Origin of the sequence: Salipiger sp. 1_MG-2023 (genome assembly GCF_030547555.1) — a bacterium.
Classification (GTDB): Bacteria; Pseudomonadota; Alphaproteobacteria; order Rhodobacterales; family Rhodobacteraceae; genus Salipiger.
Genome location: NZ_JAUOQN010000001.1, coordinates 95,949 through 112,157 on the forward strand (window position 1 = coordinate 95,949; position 16,209 = coordinate 112,157).

General features: G+C 64.9%; 13 protein-coding genes. 6 read left to right on the plus strand and 7 right to left on the minus strand.

What is annotated here, in order from left to right:
* Window positions 1–141: 141 nt before the first annotated feature.
* Window positions 142–810: a TetR/AcrR family transcriptional regulator gene (locus tag Q4543_RS00480; protein WP_303435761.1), complete on the minus strand. Its 669-nt coding sequence runs from the start codon at window positions 808–810 to the stop codon at window positions 142–144.
* 140 nt (window positions 811–950) lie between these two features.
* Between Q4543_RS00480 and Q4543_RS00485 the strand changes: the two genes are divergently transcribed.
* The 3 genes from Q4543_RS00485 (at window position 951) to Q4543_RS00495 (ending at window position 6,304) form a co-directional block, all read left to right on the plus strand.
* Window positions 951–2,099: an efflux RND transporter periplasmic adaptor subunit gene (locus Q4543_RS00485; RefSeq protein ID WP_303435762.1), complete on the plus strand. Its 1,149-nt coding sequence runs from the start codon at window positions 951–953 to the stop codon at window positions 2,097–2,099.
* A 43-nt stretch (window positions 2,100–2,142) separates the two neighbouring features.
* Window positions 2,143–5,280 carry an efflux RND transporter permease subunit gene (locus Q4543_RS00490; protein WP_303435763.1) on the plus strand — a complete coding sequence of 1,046 codons (3,138 nt, stop codon included), beginning with the start codon at window positions 2,143–2,145 and terminating at the stop codon, window positions 5,278–5,280.
* Between the two features lie 148 nt (window positions 5,281–5,428).
* Window positions 5,429–6,304 (plus strand): MBL fold metallo-hydrolase, encoded by an 876-nt coding sequence (locus Q4543_RS00495; RefSeq protein WP_303435764.1) that lies wholly within the window; start codon window positions 5,429–5,431, stop codon window positions 6,302–6,304.
* Here the strand turns inward: Q4543_RS00495 and Q4543_RS00500 are convergent.
* A complete protein-coding gene (locus Q4543_RS00500; protein WP_303435765.1) occupies window positions 6,265–6,654 on the minus strand; it encodes a hypothetical protein in 390 nt (129 codons plus the stop codon). The genes Q4543_RS00495 and Q4543_RS00500 overlap by 40 nt on opposite strands.
* A 148-nt stretch (window positions 6,655–6,802) precedes the next feature.
* Here Q4543_RS00500 and pheT point away from each other — a divergent pair, with 148 nt between their 5' ends.
* Window positions 6,803–9,199 (plus strand): phenylalanine--tRNA ligase subunit beta, encoded by a 2,397-nt coding sequence (gene pheT, locus Q4543_RS00505; protein WP_303435766.1) that lies wholly within the window; start codon window positions 6,803–6,805, stop codon window positions 9,197–9,199.
* 99 nt (window positions 9,200–9,298) lie between these two features.
* Here the strand turns inward: pheT and Q4543_RS00510 are convergent, their stop codons facing one another.
* Window positions 9,299–9,634 (minus strand): carboxymuconolactone decarboxylase family protein, encoded by a 336-nt coding sequence (locus Q4543_RS00510; RefSeq protein ID WP_303435767.1) that lies wholly within the window; start codon window positions 9,632–9,634, stop codon window positions 9,299–9,301.
* Between the two features lie 79 nt (window positions 9,635–9,713).
* Window positions 9,714–10,385, minus strand: a complete 672-nt coding sequence (locus Q4543_RS00515) for a GntR family transcriptional regulator (protein WP_216004225.1) — start codon at window positions 10,383–10,385, stop codon at window positions 9,714–9,716.
* Window positions 10,386–10,451: 66 nt separating this feature from the next.
* Between Q4543_RS00515 and Q4543_RS00520 the strand changes: the two genes are divergently transcribed.
* Both Q4543_RS00520 and Q4543_RS00525 read left to right on the plus strand, forming a co-directional pair.
* Window positions 10,452–12,146, plus strand: a complete 1,695-nt coding sequence (locus tag Q4543_RS00520) for a thiamine pyrophosphate-binding protein (RefSeq protein WP_303435768.1) — start codon at window positions 10,452–10,454, stop codon at window positions 12,144–12,146.
* A gap of 3 nt (window positions 12,147–12,149) precedes the next feature.
* Window positions 12,150–13,274: an enolase C-terminal domain-like protein gene (locus Q4543_RS00525; RefSeq protein ID WP_303435769.1), complete on the plus strand. Its 1,125-nt coding sequence runs from the start codon at window positions 12,150–12,152 to the stop codon at window positions 13,272–13,274.
* A 3-nt stretch (window positions 13,275–13,277) separates the two neighbouring features.
* Here Q4543_RS00525 and Q4543_RS00530 read toward each other — a convergent pair whose 3' ends face one another.
* The 3 genes from Q4543_RS00530 to Q4543_RS00540 all read right to left on the minus strand — a co-directional run bounded on the left by Q4543_RS00530 (window position 13,278) and on the right by Q4543_RS00540 (window position 16,206).
* Entirely contained in the window at window positions 13,278–13,622 is a 345-nt protein-coding gene (locus tag Q4543_RS00530) for a hypothetical protein (protein ID WP_216004222.1), read from the minus strand.
* A gap of 146 nt (window positions 13,623–13,768) precedes the next feature.
* Window positions 13,769–15,223 (minus strand): D-alanyl-D-alanine carboxypeptidase family protein, encoded by a 1,455-nt coding sequence (locus Q4543_RS00535; RefSeq protein ID WP_303435770.1) that lies wholly within the window; start codon window positions 15,221–15,223, stop codon window positions 13,769–13,771.
* 275 nt (window positions 15,224–15,498) lie between these two features.
* A complete protein-coding gene (locus Q4543_RS00540) occupies window positions 15,499–16,206 on the minus strand; it encodes an HAD family hydrolase (RefSeq protein ID WP_303435771.1) in 708 nt (235 codons plus the stop codon).
* Window positions 16,207–16,209 lie beyond the last annotated feature (3 nt).

Genomic DNA, 16,209 nt, shown 5'->3' on the forward strand with positions numbered 1-16,209 from the left:
GTCGCAGCGGTAAAAAACTTCGGGCGCTAACGGGGACGGCACGCCAAACGCCGCTTGCGGCGATTGCATTGGCCAAAGCGCCCAGATCCGCACGCCGCAAATGCCATGCCGGGGAATCGCCCCACGGCATCGGCGCATGGCTTAACGCGGCCGCATGCCGTTGAGGAAAATCTCGACCGCGCGGTCGCGGCGCTGGCGTTTTTCCTCGTAGAGGTCGTTGGCGCGCTCTGCGCCGGGTGTCAGCAGGTGATGCAGCGCATTGCCCATCACCATGTCGCACAACAGCTCGGCCGCCTGCCCCGGCTCCATGCCATGCAGCACGATCTCTTTGTTATCCACCGCAACGATCAGTTCGGCGGTGATGTAGGTGATGACAGAGCCGCGCCCCTCGCAGTCGAACTGCTCGGCGATACCGGGGAACAGCGGCGCCTCGGCCACCACCGCGCGCAGCAGTTCCAGCGGCGCCTGTTCGAACTGCGGCATGGCATTGACGGTCAGCAGCTTGCGCAGCCGTTCGCTCAGCGGGAGTGCGTGGTCTTCGGGGGCGAGCGGGCGAAAGATCGTGCGCCCGATCCGGGCAAAGGTCGCGCCCAGCAATTCCTCGCGGCTGCCGAACAGCGCGTAAAGCGTGCGTTTGGACATCCCCGCCTTGCGGGCAATGGCCGCCATGCTCACGTCTTCGAGGCGGCACTGGCCCAGCAGCTCTCCGACGGCATCCAGCACCATGGCCTCACGTGTTGGCGCATCGATCTGTACCGGGCGCCCGCGACGGGGCCGACATTCATTCTCAACTGCCTTGTCTTCCGGCACTGCACACCTCCTGTGCTTAAACGCAGGGTAAAACCGGTCGGTTCCAAGCTTGCGCGCTTTACAAAACTTGCCGGTTTCCATATCGCACTTCAAGAGCCAACCGCACGCGCTGCGGCCCTTTGCCTTTCCGGAGTGACGACATGCACATCAATGCACCGTGCAATCTGCGCCGCCTGCTCGCCGTGGCGGGCCTTGCGCTGGCCGCGACAGCCCTGCCCGCATCTGCCCAGCAACAGGGCGGCGAGCGCCCGCCGCAGCCGGTCACCGTGGTGACGCTGGCCGCCGAAGACGTCACGCTGACCACGACCCTGCCGGGCCGGGTCGCGGCCTCTGGTGTGGCCGAGGTGCGCCCGCAAGTCAGCGGCATCATCACCGAGCGCCTGTTCAAGGAAGGCGCCGCCGTGCAGCAGGGCGATGCGCTCTATCAGCTTGATTCCGCCAGCTACGGCGCCTCGAAAGCCGCCGCCGAGGCGTCGCTGGCGCAGGCCGAGGCCACGCTGCGTTCGGCAGAACGCGAATCGAAGCGCCAGCAAGAGCTGCGCGATCGCAACGTCACCAGCCAGCAGACCTTTGACGACGCGCTCGCCGCGCGCGATGTGGCCGAAGCGGCGGTAAAGGTGGCCGAAGCCAACCTGCTGGCCGCGAACATCGACCTTGATCGCGCCACGATCCGTGCGCCGCTGACCGGGGTCGCGGGCCTGTCCGAGGTATCGCAGGGGGCGCTCGTCACCGCCGGGCAGACCACGGCGCTGACCACCATCCGCCAGCTTGACCCGGTTTATGTCGACGTGACGCAATCGGCGGCAGAGCTGCTGCGCTGGCGCCGCTCGGGGCAGGATGCCTCGGATGATGCCGTGGTCAGCCTGACCCTCGCCGATGGCACCAGCTACGAGCACACCGGCCACCTTGCCGCCGCCGAGCCGCATGTGAACGAGCAGACCGGCGTTGTCGTGCTGCGGCTGGAATTCCCCAACCCCGATCAGTTCCTGCTGCCCGGCATGTATGTGCAGGTTGAGATGCCGCAAGGTCAGGTAGATGGCGCGGTGATGGTCCCGCAAGAGGGTGTCACCCGCGACCGCCGTGGCCGCCCCATGGCACTGGTCGTCAATGCAGAGAACGCCGTCGAAACCCGCGAGCTGATCGTGCAGCGCGACCGCGGCGCGATGTGGGTGGTGACCGAAGGCCTTGCCGCCGGTGACCGCGTCATCGTCGCCGGGCTTCAGAAGGTCGCGCCCGGCATGACCGTCGCGCCGACAGAGCGCGGCGCAGACGCCCCCGTTTCGCAGTAACCACCGGAATCCAAGGGCGCCCGCGCCCCGCCAGGAGACAATCATGGCCCGTTTTTTCATTGATCGTCCGGTGTTTGCCTGGGTGATCTCGATCCTGATCATGGGTATCGGGGTCCTGTCGATCCTGACCCTGCCCATCGCGCAATATCCGCAGATCGCACCGCCGTCGGTGCGCGTCGACGCAACCTACCCCGGCGCCTCGGCCGAAACCGTCGCCAACACCGTCACCCAGATCATCGAACAGCAGATGACGGGCCTTGACGGGATGCGCTACATGTCGTCGTCCTCGTCCTCGGCAGGTTCCGCCAGCATCACGCTGACCTTTGAATCCGGCACCGATCCGGACGTGGCGCAGGTGCAGGTGCAAAACAAGCTCAGTCAGGCCACCGCGCTGCTGCCCGAAGCGGTGCAGCGTCAGGGCGTGACCGTGGCCAAGGCGTCTTCGTCGTTCTTCATGGTGATCGGCCTGATTTCCGAAGACGGCAGCCTGGAACAGACCGACCTTTCGGATTACCTCAACTCGAACCTCGTCGATGAATTCAGCCGCATCGAAGGCGTCGGCGGCACACAGGTCTTTGGCGCGCAATACGCCATGCGGATCTGGCTGGACCCGTCCAAGCTGTCGGCCTTCGAAATGACCCCGTCGGATGTGGTCAGCGCCGTCTCGGCGCAGAACGCGCAGATCTCGGCGGGCGCGTTCGGCACGCTGCCCGCCCCCGCAGGCCAGCAGCTCAACGCCACGATCACCGCGCAATCCCTGCTGTCGACTCCCGAAGATTTCCGCAACATCGTGCTGCGCTCCGAAACCGACGGCGGCCTCGTGCTGCTGAACGACGTGGCCGAAGTCGAAATCGGTGCCGAGAACTACGCCACCCTCGCCTATTACAACGGCCAGCCCGCATCGGGCATGGCGCTGCAACTGGCATCGGGGGCGAACGCGCTCGACACCTCGGAACGGGTGAAGCAGAAGCTCGAGGAATATTCGCAGTATTTCCCCGACAGCGTGCGCTACGTCATTCCCTACGACACCACCCCGTTCATCGAAATCTCGATCCACGAAGTGCAGAAGACGCTGCTGGAAGCCATCGTTCTGGTGTTCTTCGTGATGCTGCTGTTCCTGCAGAACCTCCGTGCCACGCTGATCCCGACGCTGGCGGTGCCGGTGGTCATCCTTGGCACCTTCGGCATTCTCGCGGCGGCGGGCTTTACCATCAACACGCTGACCATGCTGGCCATGGTTCTGGCCATCGGCCTGCTGGTCGATGACGCCATCGTGGTGGTGGAAAACGTCGAACGCATCATGGAAGAAGAAGGTCTGAACCCGCGCGAGGCGACCCGCAAGAGCATGGGCCAGATCACCGGCGCGCTGATCGGCATCGCGCTGGTGCTGTCGGCGGTGTTCGTGCCTATGGCGTTCTTTCCCGGCTCGACAGGGGTGATCTACAAACAGTTCTCGATCACCATCGTCTCGGCGATGGGGCTGTCGGTTCTGGTGGCGCTGACGCTGACGCCCGCGCTCTGTGCCACGCTGCTGAAATCAAAGGATGCGCATCACGCCAAGCGCGGCGTGTTCGGGCTGTTCAACAAGGGTTTTGAAAAGACCACCAACGGCTATGGCGGCACGGTCGGCTACATGATCAAGCGCCCGCTCCGGATGCTGATCGTCTATGCGGCACTTGCGGGCGGCATGGTCTGGCTGTTCGACAACACGCCCTCGGGCTTTCTGCCAGCCGAGGATCAGGGCATCCTGATGACGATCGTTCAGGCACCGACCGGCGCCACCGCCGAGCGCACCCTTGATGTGGTGGATCAGGTGAAGACGCATTTTCTTGAAAATGAATCCGACAATGTCGAGGCCGTGTTCGGTGTCGTCGGCTTTTCCTTCGGCGGTCAGGGCCAGAACATGGGCCTTGCCTTCGTGAGGCTCAAGGACTGGGCCGAACGGCCCAGCCCCGCCCAGTCCGCGCAGGCCGTGGCGGGCCGTGCCTTCCCGGCCTTCATGGGCATTCAGGATGCGATGGTGTTTCCCATCGTGCCGCCCTCGGTGACCGAACTTGGCAACGTGTCGGGTTTCGACTTCTACCTGCAGGCGCCGGGCGGGCAGACCCATGAGCAATTGCTCGAAGCGCGCAACCAGCTGCTGGGCATGGCCTCGCAAAGCGAGCTGATCGCATCGGTCCGCCCCTCGGGGCTTGAAGATGCGGCGCAGTTCAACATGGATATCGACTGGCGCGCCGCCGGCGCGGTGGGCGTGTCCCCGACCAATGTCGGCAATGTGCTGTCCATCGCATGGGCCGGGCAATACGTGAACGATTTCAACGACAATGGCCGGATCAAACGGGTCTATGTGCAGGGTGCGCCCGACAGCCGCGCCACGCCCTCCGATCTGCAAAAATGGCGGGTGCGCAATTCCAGCGGCGAACTGGTGCCCTTTGCCAATTTCACCACCCAAAGCTGGACCTACGGCCCGCAGGGTCTGACCCGCTACAACGGCATCCCGTCGATGCAGATTCAGGGCTCGCCGGTGCCCGGCGTCACCACCGGCGAGGCGATGGCGGAAATGGAGCGGCTGGTCAGCCAGCTGCCCCCCGGCTACCAGATCGCCTGGACCGGCCTGTCGCTCGAAGAGCGCACCTCGGGCGGTCAGGCACCGCTGCTCTATGCGCTGTCGCTGGCGGCGATCTTCCTGTGCCTCGCGGCGCTGTACGAAAGCTGGACCATTCCGTTCTCGGTGATGCTGGCGATGCCGATCGGCGTGCTGGGCACCATGGGCGCGGCCTATTGGTTCGGCTTTGAAAACGGCGTGTTCTTTCAGGTCGGCCTGCTCACGGTCATCGGCCTGACCGGCAAGAACGCCATCCTGATCGTCGAATTCGCCCGCGAGCGGTTCGAGGCCGGTGAAGACCTCTATACCGCGACCAAGGAAGCCGCCAAGCAACGCTTCCGCCCGATCATCATGACCTCGCTGGCCTTTACGCTGGGCGTGGTGCCGCTGGCGATCTCGACCGGCGCGGGTGCGGGCGGGCGCACGGCGGTCGGCTCGGCGGTGCTGGGCGGCACCATCACCGGCACCGTGCTGGGGGTGATCTTTGTGCCGCTGTTCTTCGTGGTGGTCTACCGGATCTTTGCCCGCAAGCAGGTGCGCGAACACGCCAAAGCCGCGGCCACCCCCGCCGAGTGATCGTTTCGGCCGGTCAGACACAGACGCCGCCCCACCCCGGGGCGGCGTTTTTCGTTTTGCCGCGGGGCGTGGACAGATGCGATTTCAGGAACATGTTCCGCTCAAGGGCGTTGTTTCACACGCTCACCGCGGACAGAAGAGGATCGACATGACCCATAGCCCCATCGTGAAAAGCTTCTGGGACGAGACCACCGGCAGCTGGCAATATGTCTTTCACGATCCCGCCACGATGAAAGGCGCGATCGTCGATCCGGTGCTGGATTTCGACCCGCAGGCCGCCGCCATTCTGACCGGAAATGCGCAACGCATCCTGTCCTATATCGCGGACACCGGCATCGAGATCGTCTGGATTCTCGACACCCACCCGCATGCCGACCACCTGACGGCAGCGCATTGGCTGAAGGACAAGCTGGGCGCACCGCAGGCCATCGGCGAGATGGTGACCGGGGTGCAGAGGCTCTGGAAAGGCATCTACAATTTCGGCGAGGATTTTTCCACCGACGGCGCGGCATGGGACCGGCTCTGGGCCGACGGCGAGTGTTTCATGGTTGGCGAAATCCCCATCACCGTGATGTTTTCGCCCGGTCATACGCTGGCCTCCGTCAGCTATGTGGCTGGCGATGCGGCCTTTGTGCATGATACCTTCATGATGCCCGACAGCGGCACCTCGCGGGCCGATTTCCCCGGCGGATCGTCGGCGGAGCTTTACGCGACGCTGATGCGCATTTTGTCGCTGCCCGATGACACCCGGCTGTACGTCGGCCACGATTATGCGCCGGATGGCCGGGCTGCCGCCTGCTGCGCCACGGTGGCCGAGCACAAGGCGTCGAACATTCATCTTAAGGACGCGCCCTCTGAGGATGAATATTGCAAGATCCGCGACGAACGTGACGCCACCCTGCCCTTACCCAAGCTGATGCTTGCAGCGCTGCAGATCAACACCCGCGGCGGGCGGATGCCACCCGCCGAGGACAACGGGCGCAGCTATCTCAAGATTCCGCTGGGGTATTTCGAGCCTCGGTGAGAACAGCCTTGGCGGTTGCGCGAGTTGCGTGGGCAGGATGCCTCCGGCGGGAGTTTTTCTGGCAAGATGAAGCTAAGGGGCATCGCGCCGGTCACCTGTGATCGCCCGACGATTACCAGCGGGCCAGCGAGGTGAGCGGCATCGATCAGAGCGGCGTTGGCGTCGCGCATCGCCCAAGGCACAAAACGAGACAGGCAGATCCGGATCAGCAGCGACGTGTTGCGGATCCGTTCAGGATACATCGTCGCCGGTGCCTGCCCTTGTGCCGCGCAGGACCAGCGCCCGGTTGTTGTGTTGGTGCGCATGCGGCGCTGCATCAGCAGAGCGCCGAGGTCGGTCTGGCTGCTCATGTCCGGCGTATCGCCCCCGGATGGCGCGCACATAGCACGGACGGAAATCGCGCAATGGCAAAGCTGCATGGCGCCGCGCCCCTTTCCCCTTGCCCTTCGATGCGGTAAGGCCCTGCCGATACCGATCACAACTCCCGGCGGCACCGCGATGAAATTCACGCTTTCCTGGCTGAAAGAGCACCTCGACACCACGGCCTCGGTCGATGAGATCACCGAGGCCCTGACCGACCTTGGCCTTGAGGTCGAAGGGGTGGAAAACCCCGCCGAGACGCTGTCCGCCTTCAAGATCGGCAAGGTGATCGCCGCCGAGAAACACCCCGACGCCGACAAGCTGAACCTGTGCAAGGTGCTGACGGACACCGGAGAAACCCAGATCATCTGCGGTGCGCCCAACGCGCGGGCGGGGATCACCGTGGTTGTGGCCAGCCCCGGCACTTATGTGCCCGGCATCGACACCACCATCCAGATCGGCAAGATCCGCGGCATCGAGAGCCACGGCATGATGTGTTCCGAACGCGAGATGGAGCTGTCCGAAGAACACGACGGCATCATCGAATTGCCCTCGGGCGAGGTCGGCCAGAGCTTTGCCGACTGGCTGGCGCAGAATGACCCGGCCAAGGTCGACCCGGTGATCGAGATCGCCATCACCCCCAACCGCCCTGATGCGCTTGGAGTGCATGGCATCGCCCGCGATCTTGCGGCGCGTGGTCTTGGTACGCTGAAAGCCATCCCCGAGGTCACGGTGCCCGGTGCCTTCCCCTGCCCTGCCTCGGTGACCATCGAGGACAGCGCGCAGGAGGGCTGCCCGGTGTTCTACGGTCGCCTGATCAAGGGCGTGAAGAACGGCCCCTCGCCCGAGTGGCTGCAACAGCGGCTCAAGGCCATCGGACTGCGCCCGATCAGCTTCCTTGTCGATGTGACCAACTTCTTCACCTTTGATCGCAACCGCCCCTTGCATGTGTTTGACGCCGGAAAGCTGAGTGGCGGTCTGCGCATCCACGCAGCCACGGGCGGCGAGACGCTCGCGGCACTGGACGAGCGCAGCTATACGCTGGCCAGCGGCATGATCGCGATTTCCGACGACAACGGCGTGCAAAGCCTTGGCGGCGTGATGGGCGGCGAGCCGACCGGCGTCTCTGACGAGACCACCGAGGTGTTCCTCGAGGCGGCGTATTTCGACACCATCCGCACCGCCTACACGGGCCGCGCGCTGAAGATCAATTCCGACGCCCGCTACCGGTTCGAGCGCGGCATCGACCCCGCGTCGGCAAGCGCCGGCATCGAGGCAGCCACGCAGATGATCCTCGATATTGCCGGGGGCGAGGCCTCGGACGTGGTCAAGGCTGGCGCCGAGCCCGACGTGGCCCGCGCCTACAAGCTCGATACCGATCGCGTTGTCTCGCTCGTCGGGATGGAGATCGCGGCCGAGACCCAGCGCGCCACGCTGACGGCGCTTGGCTTTACCCTGAACGGCGACATGGCCTCGGTGCCAAGCTGGCGCCCCGACGTCATGGGCGAAGCGGATCTGGTCGAGGAGGTCGCCCGCATCGCCTCGCTGACCAAACTGCAGGGCCAGCCGCTGCGCCGCCCGCTGCCGGGCGTGCCCGCACCGATCCTGTCGCCGATGCAAAAGCGTGAACAGATCGCGCGGCGCACCACGGCAGAGCTGGGCTACAACGAATGCGTCACCTACAGCTTTGTCGACAAGGCCTCGGCGGCGCTGTTCGGCGGCGACGATGACACCATGAAGCTGGCCAACCCGATCTCGGCCGACCTGTCGCATATGCGCCCGCAACTGCTGCCCGGCTTGCTGCAGGCCGCGGCCCGCAATCAGGCGCGCGGTTTCAACGATCTGGCATTGTTCGAATGCGGCGCGGCCTTCCATGGCGCCGAGCCGGGCGAACAGCATCTTCAGGTCTGTGGCCTGCTGGTCGGGCGCACCGGGCCAAAGGATGTGCACGGGGCCTCGCGCCCGGTCGACGTCTACGATGCCAAGGCCGATGCCGAGGCGGTTCTGGCCGCCATCGGTGCCCCCGCCAAGATGCAAATCCTGCGCGGGGCCGAAAGCTGGTGGCATCCGGGCCGTCATGGCAAGCTGTGCCTCGGGCCGAAAAAGGTGCTTGGCGTGTTTGGCGAGATCCACCCCAAGGTGCTCTCCGAGATGGGCGTAAAGGGCCCGGCGGTCGGCTTTGTGCTCTACCCGCAGGACATCCCCCTGCCGCGCGCCACGGGGGCTGCGCGCCCGGCGCTGGTGTCGAACGATCTGCAGGCGGTCGAGCGCGACTTTGCCTTTGTCGTCGGCGCTGACGTGGCCGCGCTGGATCTGGTCAACGCGGCGACGGGCGCCGACAAGGCGCTGATTTCCGAGGTTCGGGTGTTCGACGAATTCATCGGCGGCAGCCTTGGCGAGGGACAGAAGTCGCTGGCGATCACCGTGCGGCTTCAGCCCACCGGTGCGACGCTCACCGAAAAGGACATCGAGGCGGTCGCCGCCAAGATCGTCGCCAAGGTCGAAAAGGCCACCGGCGGTACGCTGCGCGGCTGATCCTTGTAAAGTCATGGAAAAAGGCCCGGCGCTGCCCTGCGCCGGGCCTTTTGTCGTCTCGGGCTGCGCCCGTCAATTTAGGATGTCGGGCTGCGCCTTTCAGGCGGACAGTTCGTCATAAGCGGCCAGAGCCTTTGACCCGTACATGACCCCCGGCCCGCCGCCCATTTCCACCGCGACAGCAAGCACCTCGGCCACCTCTTCGCGCGTTGCGCCCATGCGGATCAGCGCTTCGGTGTGAAACAGGATGCAGGGCTCGCAGCGGATGGCCACGGCGATGCCGAGCGCAACGAATTCCTTTTGCTTATGGCTCAGCGCCCCGTCGCCGCACAGGCTGGCAGCGATCGCGCCAAAGCCCTTGGCCGTCTCGCCAATCGCGGCGTTGAAGCTTTTGACCTGCGGTTTCAGATCACCAAGGCTGGCTTTGTAACTCATCTTCGGTCTCCATATGCAATTTACCGAAGATGTACGCCGGGGCGCGCCGCCGGGCCTTGATCAGGATCACACCGCGCCGTCAGTCGGGCACATAAAGCTGGGAATAGGCCAGCCGCACCAGCGCGCGCGTCTCTTCGGCGCGGCGTTCGATATGGCCGCGCAGGGCCGCTTCGGCGGCACCGGCATCGCGGCGCAGAACCGCTTCGGTGATGCGGCGATGCGCGCTCAGATCCTCGCCCGCGCCGCTGCGCAGCTGGCGCAGGTTGACCATGCGGACATAACGGATGCGCTCATTGACGTTGGTCAGCATCCGCAACAGCTCGCCATTGCCCGCAAGCCCGGCCAGCGCAAGGTGAAACGCCTCGTCCATGCGCACCAGCTCGGCGACATCGGTGCAGGCGGCATAGCTGGCTTCCGATGCATCCAGATGCGCGCCAAGCGCCGTCAGCGCCGCATCCTCGGCCTGAAGCCCAAGCCGCAGCGCCTCGACCTCCAGCGCGGTGCGCAGCTGGTACAGCTCGGCGACCTGCTGCGGATCTAGCGCGCGGCAAAAGAACCCCTGCCCGGGGCGCAGCGTCAGGAACCCCTCGGCCACCAAGCGGTTCAGCGCCTCGCGCAGCGGCGTGCGCGACACGTCCAGCGCGCGGGTCAGCGCCGATTCATTGATCCGCTCGCCGGGTTTAAAGGCAAACCGGATCGCCATGTCGCGCAGTTGCGCGTGAACCCGGCTGGCACTGCTTTTCTCGGTCATTGACGACTTCCCAACTGCATCAAGAGTTGCATACAGATTGTGATACACATCAGAAAGGGGTCAGAGATGGGCAAGCGCGTGAATGGGATGAACGGCGCCGAAGCGATGGTGCGCCAGCTTGAAGCGCAGGGCGTGACGCATATCTTCGGCCTTTGCGGCGACACTACGCTGCCGTTCTACGACGCCATGCTACAGCTCGATCACGGCATCACCCATGTGCTGACCCGCGATGAACGCTCGGCCTGCTACATGGCCGATGGCTATAGCCGCGTGACCGGGCGCGTCGGCGTGTGCGAAGGGCCATCGGGCGGCGGCGCGACCTATATTCTGCCGGGGCTGATCGAGGCGAATGAATCCTCTTACGCCGTGCTGTCGATCACCACCGACATTTCCGTGGCGAGCTACGGCAAATACCCCCTGACCCAGGTCGATCAGGAGGCGCTGATGCGCCCGTTGACCAAATGGAACACGGTGATCTCTCGCGCCGATCACATCCCGCGCATGGTCCGCGCCGCGTTTCGCGCCATGACCACCGGGCGGCCCGGCTCGGCCCATCTGGGCTTGCCCTATGACATCCAGTACGATGCCGTCCCGCCCGAGGATATATGGGCCGATCCCGCGCTTGCCAGCTACCCCGCGCAGCGCGCCGCCCCCTCACCCGGCGCGGCCGAGGCGGCGGTTGAGGCGATCCTCAGCGCCAAAGCCCCGCTGGTGGTCTGCGGCGGCGGCGTGGTCATCGCGGGCGCGATGGGTGAGCTCGCCCAGTTTGTCGAAGCTTTGGATCTGGCGGTTGCCACCTCGATCTCGGGGCAAGGCGCGCTGGCCGACACCCATCCGCTGTGTCTTGGGGTTGTGGGATCGAACGGCGGCACCGACGAGACATGGGAGATGATGGAAAGCGCCGATCTGGTGATCTTTATGGGCTGCCGCGCCGGGTCCACCACCACCGCGCGCTGGGAACAGCCCAAGCCCGGCCAGCGCATCGTGCATATCGACAGCGATCCCATGGTGATCGGGGCGAATTACCCGACAGAGGTCGGCGTGGTCGCCGACCTGCAACTGGCGCTGAGCGCGATGAACGCCGCGCTTCAGGGCCGCAGCCTGCCGCAGTTTGGCGGCGCCGCGCGGATCGCCGATATCAAGGCGCGCAAATTCGCCCGCTTCGATACGCTGGCGCAGCGCAGCGGCGATCAGATCCGCCCCGAAATGGTCATCGACGCGCTCAACCACCTGTTGCCCGAAACGGCGACGGTGGTGTCCGACCCCGGCACCTCCTGCCCGTACTGGAGCGCGTATGGAAAGCTGACCCTTCCGGGGCGGCGGTTCATCACCAACCGGGCGCATGGGGCGCTTGGCTATGCGCTGAGCGCGGCGCTGGGGGCGTGGTTCGGCAGGCCTGATAGCAAGGTTGTCGGCCTGATGGGCGATGGCAGCTTTGCCTTTGCCTGCGGCGAGCTGGAAACCGTGGCGCGCACCGGCGCACCGGTGAGCTATATCGTGCTGTCCAATGCGTCCTTCGGCTGGATCAAGGCCAGCCAGCGCGACGATTGCGACAAGCGCTATTACAACGTCGATTTCAACCGCACCGATCAGGCGATGGTCGCGGCGGGGTTCGGCATCAAGAGCTATTCGGTGAGCGACCCGGCGCAGCTGGATGCCACGCTGGCCGAGGCGCTGGCCTTTGACGGGCCGTCGCTGGTGGATGTGCGCTGCCAGCCACTGGAAGAGGCCGCCGCCCCTGTGCGGCGCTGGATGGGATAAGACATGAGCGATCACCAGATCACCAGCCTGCGAGTTCACCGCATTCTGATCCCCGGCAAGGCGGTGCATTCGCATGGCATCGGCGATGTTGCGGGCATTCATACCGTCATTCTGCAGCTGACCACCGACACCGGCCTGACCGGTTGGGGCGAGGCCGCGACATGGCCCGCCTTTACCGGCACCGCCGAGGCCGCCGTCCCCGCGCTGCATGTCTATCTGCGCCCGCATATCATCGGCGCCGACCCGGTGCAGGTCGAACCGTTGATGAAGACCGCCGAAACCGCCATCGTCGGCCACCCCGAGGCCAAGGCGGCGCTGGAAATGGCGCTGCTGGATCTTGTCGGCAAGATCTGTGGCCTGTCGGTGTCGGAACTGGTGGGGGGCCGGATGCGCGAAAGCATGGGGCTCAGCTTTTCCGTCGCCAACCCGGATTTCGGCAAGGATCTGGAAGACGTCGCCGAGATGTGGGCCGACGGGGTGCGCATCTTCAAGATCAAGACCGGGTTTCGCGGCCATGATTTCGACCTGATGCGGCTGGAAAAACTGCGCGAGACCTACGGATTCGAGGCCGACCTGCGCATCGATTACAATCAGGGTCTGACCGCGTTTGATGCGGTGCGCCATATCCGCGATCTTGAAGCGTTTCGCCCGACCTTTGTCGAGCAGCCCGTCAAGATGCACGAACGCGAGGCGCTGGCCCATATCACCCATGTCATCGACACGCCGATCATGGCCGACGAGTCGGTGTTCGGCCTGCGCGAGGCGCTGTATGGCGTGCAGATCCGCATGGCGGATATCTACTCGCTCAAGGTCTACAAGGCGGGGGGCATCCGCCGCGCGCTCGAGGTCGCAGCTGTTGCCCGCGCGGCGGGGATCGAGGTCTATGGCGGCTGCATGTTCGAAACCGGGCTGGCCCATGCGGCGGGCGCGCATCTGATGGCGGCACTGCCCGAATTGCGTCTGGACTGCGAATTCTACATGTCGCGCTATTACGCCGTCGAAGACATCCTGACAGAGCCGTTCCCCGTGCACGCCGGGCGCGTGCATGTGCCCACGGGGCCGGGCCTCGGGGTCAGTGTCGACCCGGCCATGCTCGACAAATACCGGCAGGAACCGCCGCTGGGATAGCTCTCAGCGCTTGCCGACAGCTTCGTCGAGAAGGCGCGCGATCACCAGCGCCGCGCCACCGATCATCAGCGAGCGGCCGATGGAATCGGTGACGTTGGTCGGCGCAAAGGTGCTCGCCCCGTCGCGCCCGACCTGCGCCGCCCTGCGCCAGCGACTGCCCTTTGGTGCATCTTTCGACAGCATCGAGGCAGGCACATTGCCGATGCGCGGCTTGGCGACCAGCAGCGCCGCGCCGATGGCCAGCAGCCCGCCAGCATAGGCCAGCGGCGCCAGCCGCTCGCGCCGCGACGGCGCACGATTTCCGGGAAAGCTGGGAAGCGCATTGCGGTTGGGCAGGTGAATCGACATGGGCAATCTCCTTTTGCCCGCTCAACCCCCGGCCCGCCCACCGGGTTCCCAAAAAGGAAAAAGCCCCCGGAGAGAGAACCGGGGGCATTCAGGTCTCTGGAGGATACGGCCGGGATGTCTCCTCCTCCCGGTCCGCGGTAATCAGGTCAGGAACTTGGCCCCATCATGAAGCAGGTCACCTGACGCGCCTGAAGACGGCGACAGGCAAGGTCGGCCATTTCGCGCGTCATGCCGACGAAGTTGGCATCATAGCCGCCCCCGCGCCCAACGACCTTGCGCAGCGAGCCGTCCAGCGTCGAGCTTTCCATCAACGAGGTCTTCAGCAGCACCTTCTCGGCCTCGTACTTGTTGCCGTAGCGCCCGACGTTGATGCCCCAGTGATGCCCGCCAGAGGTGGACAGCCGCGTGACCACCTCCTGCTCGGGCGTCGAGGCGGCATCGCTGACAACCGCCCCCGCGCCACCGCCGACGCTGGCAAGCTGCACACCCGTCAGATCCGCAGGGCGGCGGACCGGCTTGGCCGAAGCCTCGGGGGCGACATCGGTCGCGACGATCTGCGCCACCACCGGCTGGGCGGACTGAACCGCAGCCAGCACCGTTTCGATATCGCCTTCAAGCGAGGCGACCAGCGGCGCAACATCGGCGCCCTTGGCACCGGCGCGCGATTGCGGACGCAGCGAACGGGTCGGCGCAGCGGCCACCACGCGGATGGTCTTGCCGCGCGCGCCCTCGGGATCGGGGTTGGCGCTTTCGGCGATGAAGACGTTTCCAAGGTTCTTGTTCCCCATGTAGGGCGGCAAGGCCGGCTTGTTCAGCGCCACGCGCTTCTTGGCCTTGCTGAAACCGTAATCCAGAAGCTCGACCACCCGTGCATTGCGCGACGCGGTGGAGCGCCCGCCAAAGACCACGGTGATGATCCGCGTATCGCCGCGCTGCGCCGAGGCCACGAGGTTGAAGCCCGCCGCATTGGTGTAGCCGGTCTTGATGCCGTCGGCCCCCTTGTAAGCGGCAAGGAAACGCCGGTTGGTATTGGACACCTGACGGATGCCCGCGTCTTCCGAGATGCGCGAGAACAGGTTGTAATACTGCGGATAGTCATAGACCATGTGCCGCCCGAGGATCGCCATATCATGCGCCGTCGACAGGTGCCCGGCAAGGGTCAGGCCATGGGCGTTCTTGAAAGTGGTCTTGGACATGCCAAGCGCCCGCGCCGTCCGGGTCATCCGCGCCGCAAAGGCATCTTCCGAACCCGCGATATGTTCGCCGATCGCGGTCGCCGCGTCATTCGCCGACTTGATCGCCGCCGCCCGCACCAGATAGCGCAGCTTGATCTTCTGCCCCTGCCTCAGCCCCAGCTTCGAGGGCGGTTCCGCCGCGGCATTGCGCGACACCGTGACGTAATCGTCCATGGTGATTTCGCCGTGCTGCACCGCCTCGAAAGTGATGTACAGGGTCATCATCTTGGTCAGAGACGCCGGGTGTAACGGCGTGTCCGCGTTTTCGCTGTGAAGTGTTTCACCGGAGCGCGCATCCATCACATAGCCCGCATAGGGCGCTGCGAATGCAAGCGCTGGTGCCATCGCCAGGCACCAGATGAGCATGAACAAATGAAGGCCTGCTCGGCCCGGCGAATGCCTGTGCCGTCCCGTCACGGTATCTGCCTCTTTTCTGCCTCGGGTTCCCGGGTTGATCCCGGTGAACAGTCTGTTTTGATTGTCTGTGAGCGTAGCACGGAGACTGCTTTAAAGAAAGCCTGCAATCATTTGATCCGGGTCGGTTTTTACGTCAATTTCATCGCTATATATGGGGAGTTTCGGCGCCCCTTCCCCCAGAAAAGCGATTGTGGCGAGATTAAGGCATGCTGCTCAAATCACCTTTAGCCACCCTCGCGAATCCGTGAGACAAGCCCCGGCAAGCCGCCAAGATCGGGCAGATCGACAAAGCGCGCATGGTCCGGCGCCTCGGCCAGTTCCAGCCCCCACACCAGTTCATGCGGGACATGGACGCCCCATGCGCCGACCTCGATCGCCGGCAGCACGTCGGATTTCATCGAATTGCCGACCATCATCGCCCCCTCTGGCCCGCCGGGGGTATCCGCGAAGATGCGGGCATAGGTGTCCGGGGTCTTGTCCGACACGATCTGCACCGCGTCGAACCAGTTGCCCAACCCCGATTGCGCCAGCTTGCGCTCCTGATGCAGCAGATCGCCCTTGGTGATCAGCACGAGATGATGCGCGGGGGCAAGCGCCTCGATCGTCTCTTCGACATGGGGCAGCAGCTCGATCGGGTGGGCCAGCATGTCCTGCCCCGCCAGCATGATCTGGGAAATCACCGCGCCGGGAACCCGCCCTTCGGTCACCTCGATGGCGGTTTCGATCATCGACAGCACAAAGCCCTTCACCCCAAAGCCGTAATGCCCGATGTTGCGTCGCTCGGCCGCCAGAAGCCGCGCGTCAAGATCGGTGGTGTCGGCGTGATCCTTGAGCAGCTCGGCGAAATGCTCCTGCGTCAGCTTGAAGAAGCGCTCGTTGTGCCAAAGCGTGTCATCCGCGTCGAAACCAATTGTTTGCAAATTTGTGGCCATATG

Excerpts from the sequence above, each read along its gene's own strand:
- Q4543_RS00520 (WP_303435768.1), top strand. The coding sequence starts at position 10,452 with ATGGGCAAGCGCGTGAATGGGATGAACGGCGCCGAAGCGATGGTGCGC.
- pheT (WP_303435766.1), top strand. The coding sequence starts at position 6,803 with ATGAAATTCACGCTTTCCTGGCTGAAAGAGCACCTCGACACCACGGCC.
- Q4543_RS00530 (WP_216004222.1), bottom strand. The coding sequence starts at position 13,622 with ATGTCGATTCACCTGCCCAACCGCAATGCGCTTCCCAGCTTTCCCGGA.
- Q4543_RS00515 (WP_216004225.1), bottom strand. The coding sequence starts at position 10,385 with ATGACCGAGAAAAGCAGTGCCAGCCGGGTTCACGCGCAACTGCGCGAC.
- Q4543_RS00485 (WP_303435762.1), top strand. The coding sequence starts at position 951 with ATGCACATCAATGCACCGTGCAATCTGCGCCGCCTGCTCGCCGTGGCG.
- Q4543_RS00525 (WP_303435769.1), top strand. The coding sequence starts at position 12,150 with ATGAGCGATCACCAGATCACCAGCCTGCGAGTTCACCGCATTCTGATC.
- Q4543_RS00500 (WP_303435765.1), bottom strand. The coding sequence starts at position 6,654 with ATGAGCAGCCAGACCGACCTCGGCGCTCTGCTGATGCAGCGCCGCATG.
- Q4543_RS00510 (WP_303435767.1), bottom strand. The coding sequence starts at position 9,634 with ATGAGTTACAAAGCCAGCCTTGGTGATCTGAAACCGCAGGTCAAAAGC.
- Q4543_RS00540 (WP_303435771.1), bottom strand. The coding sequence starts at position 16,206 with ATGGCCACAAATTTGCAAACAATTGGTTTCGACGCGGATGACACGCTT.
- Q4543_RS00490 (WP_303435763.1), top strand. The coding sequence starts at position 2,143 with ATGGCCCGTTTTTTCATTGATCGTCCGGTGTTTGCCTGGGTGATCTCG.
- Q4543_RS00495 (WP_303435764.1), top strand. The coding sequence starts at position 5,429 with ATGACCCATAGCCCCATCGTGAAAAGCTTCTGGGACGAGACCACCGGC.
- Q4543_RS00535 (WP_303435770.1), bottom strand. The coding sequence starts at position 15,223 with ATGCTCATCTGGTGCCTGGCGATGGCACCAGCGCTTGCATTCGCAGCG.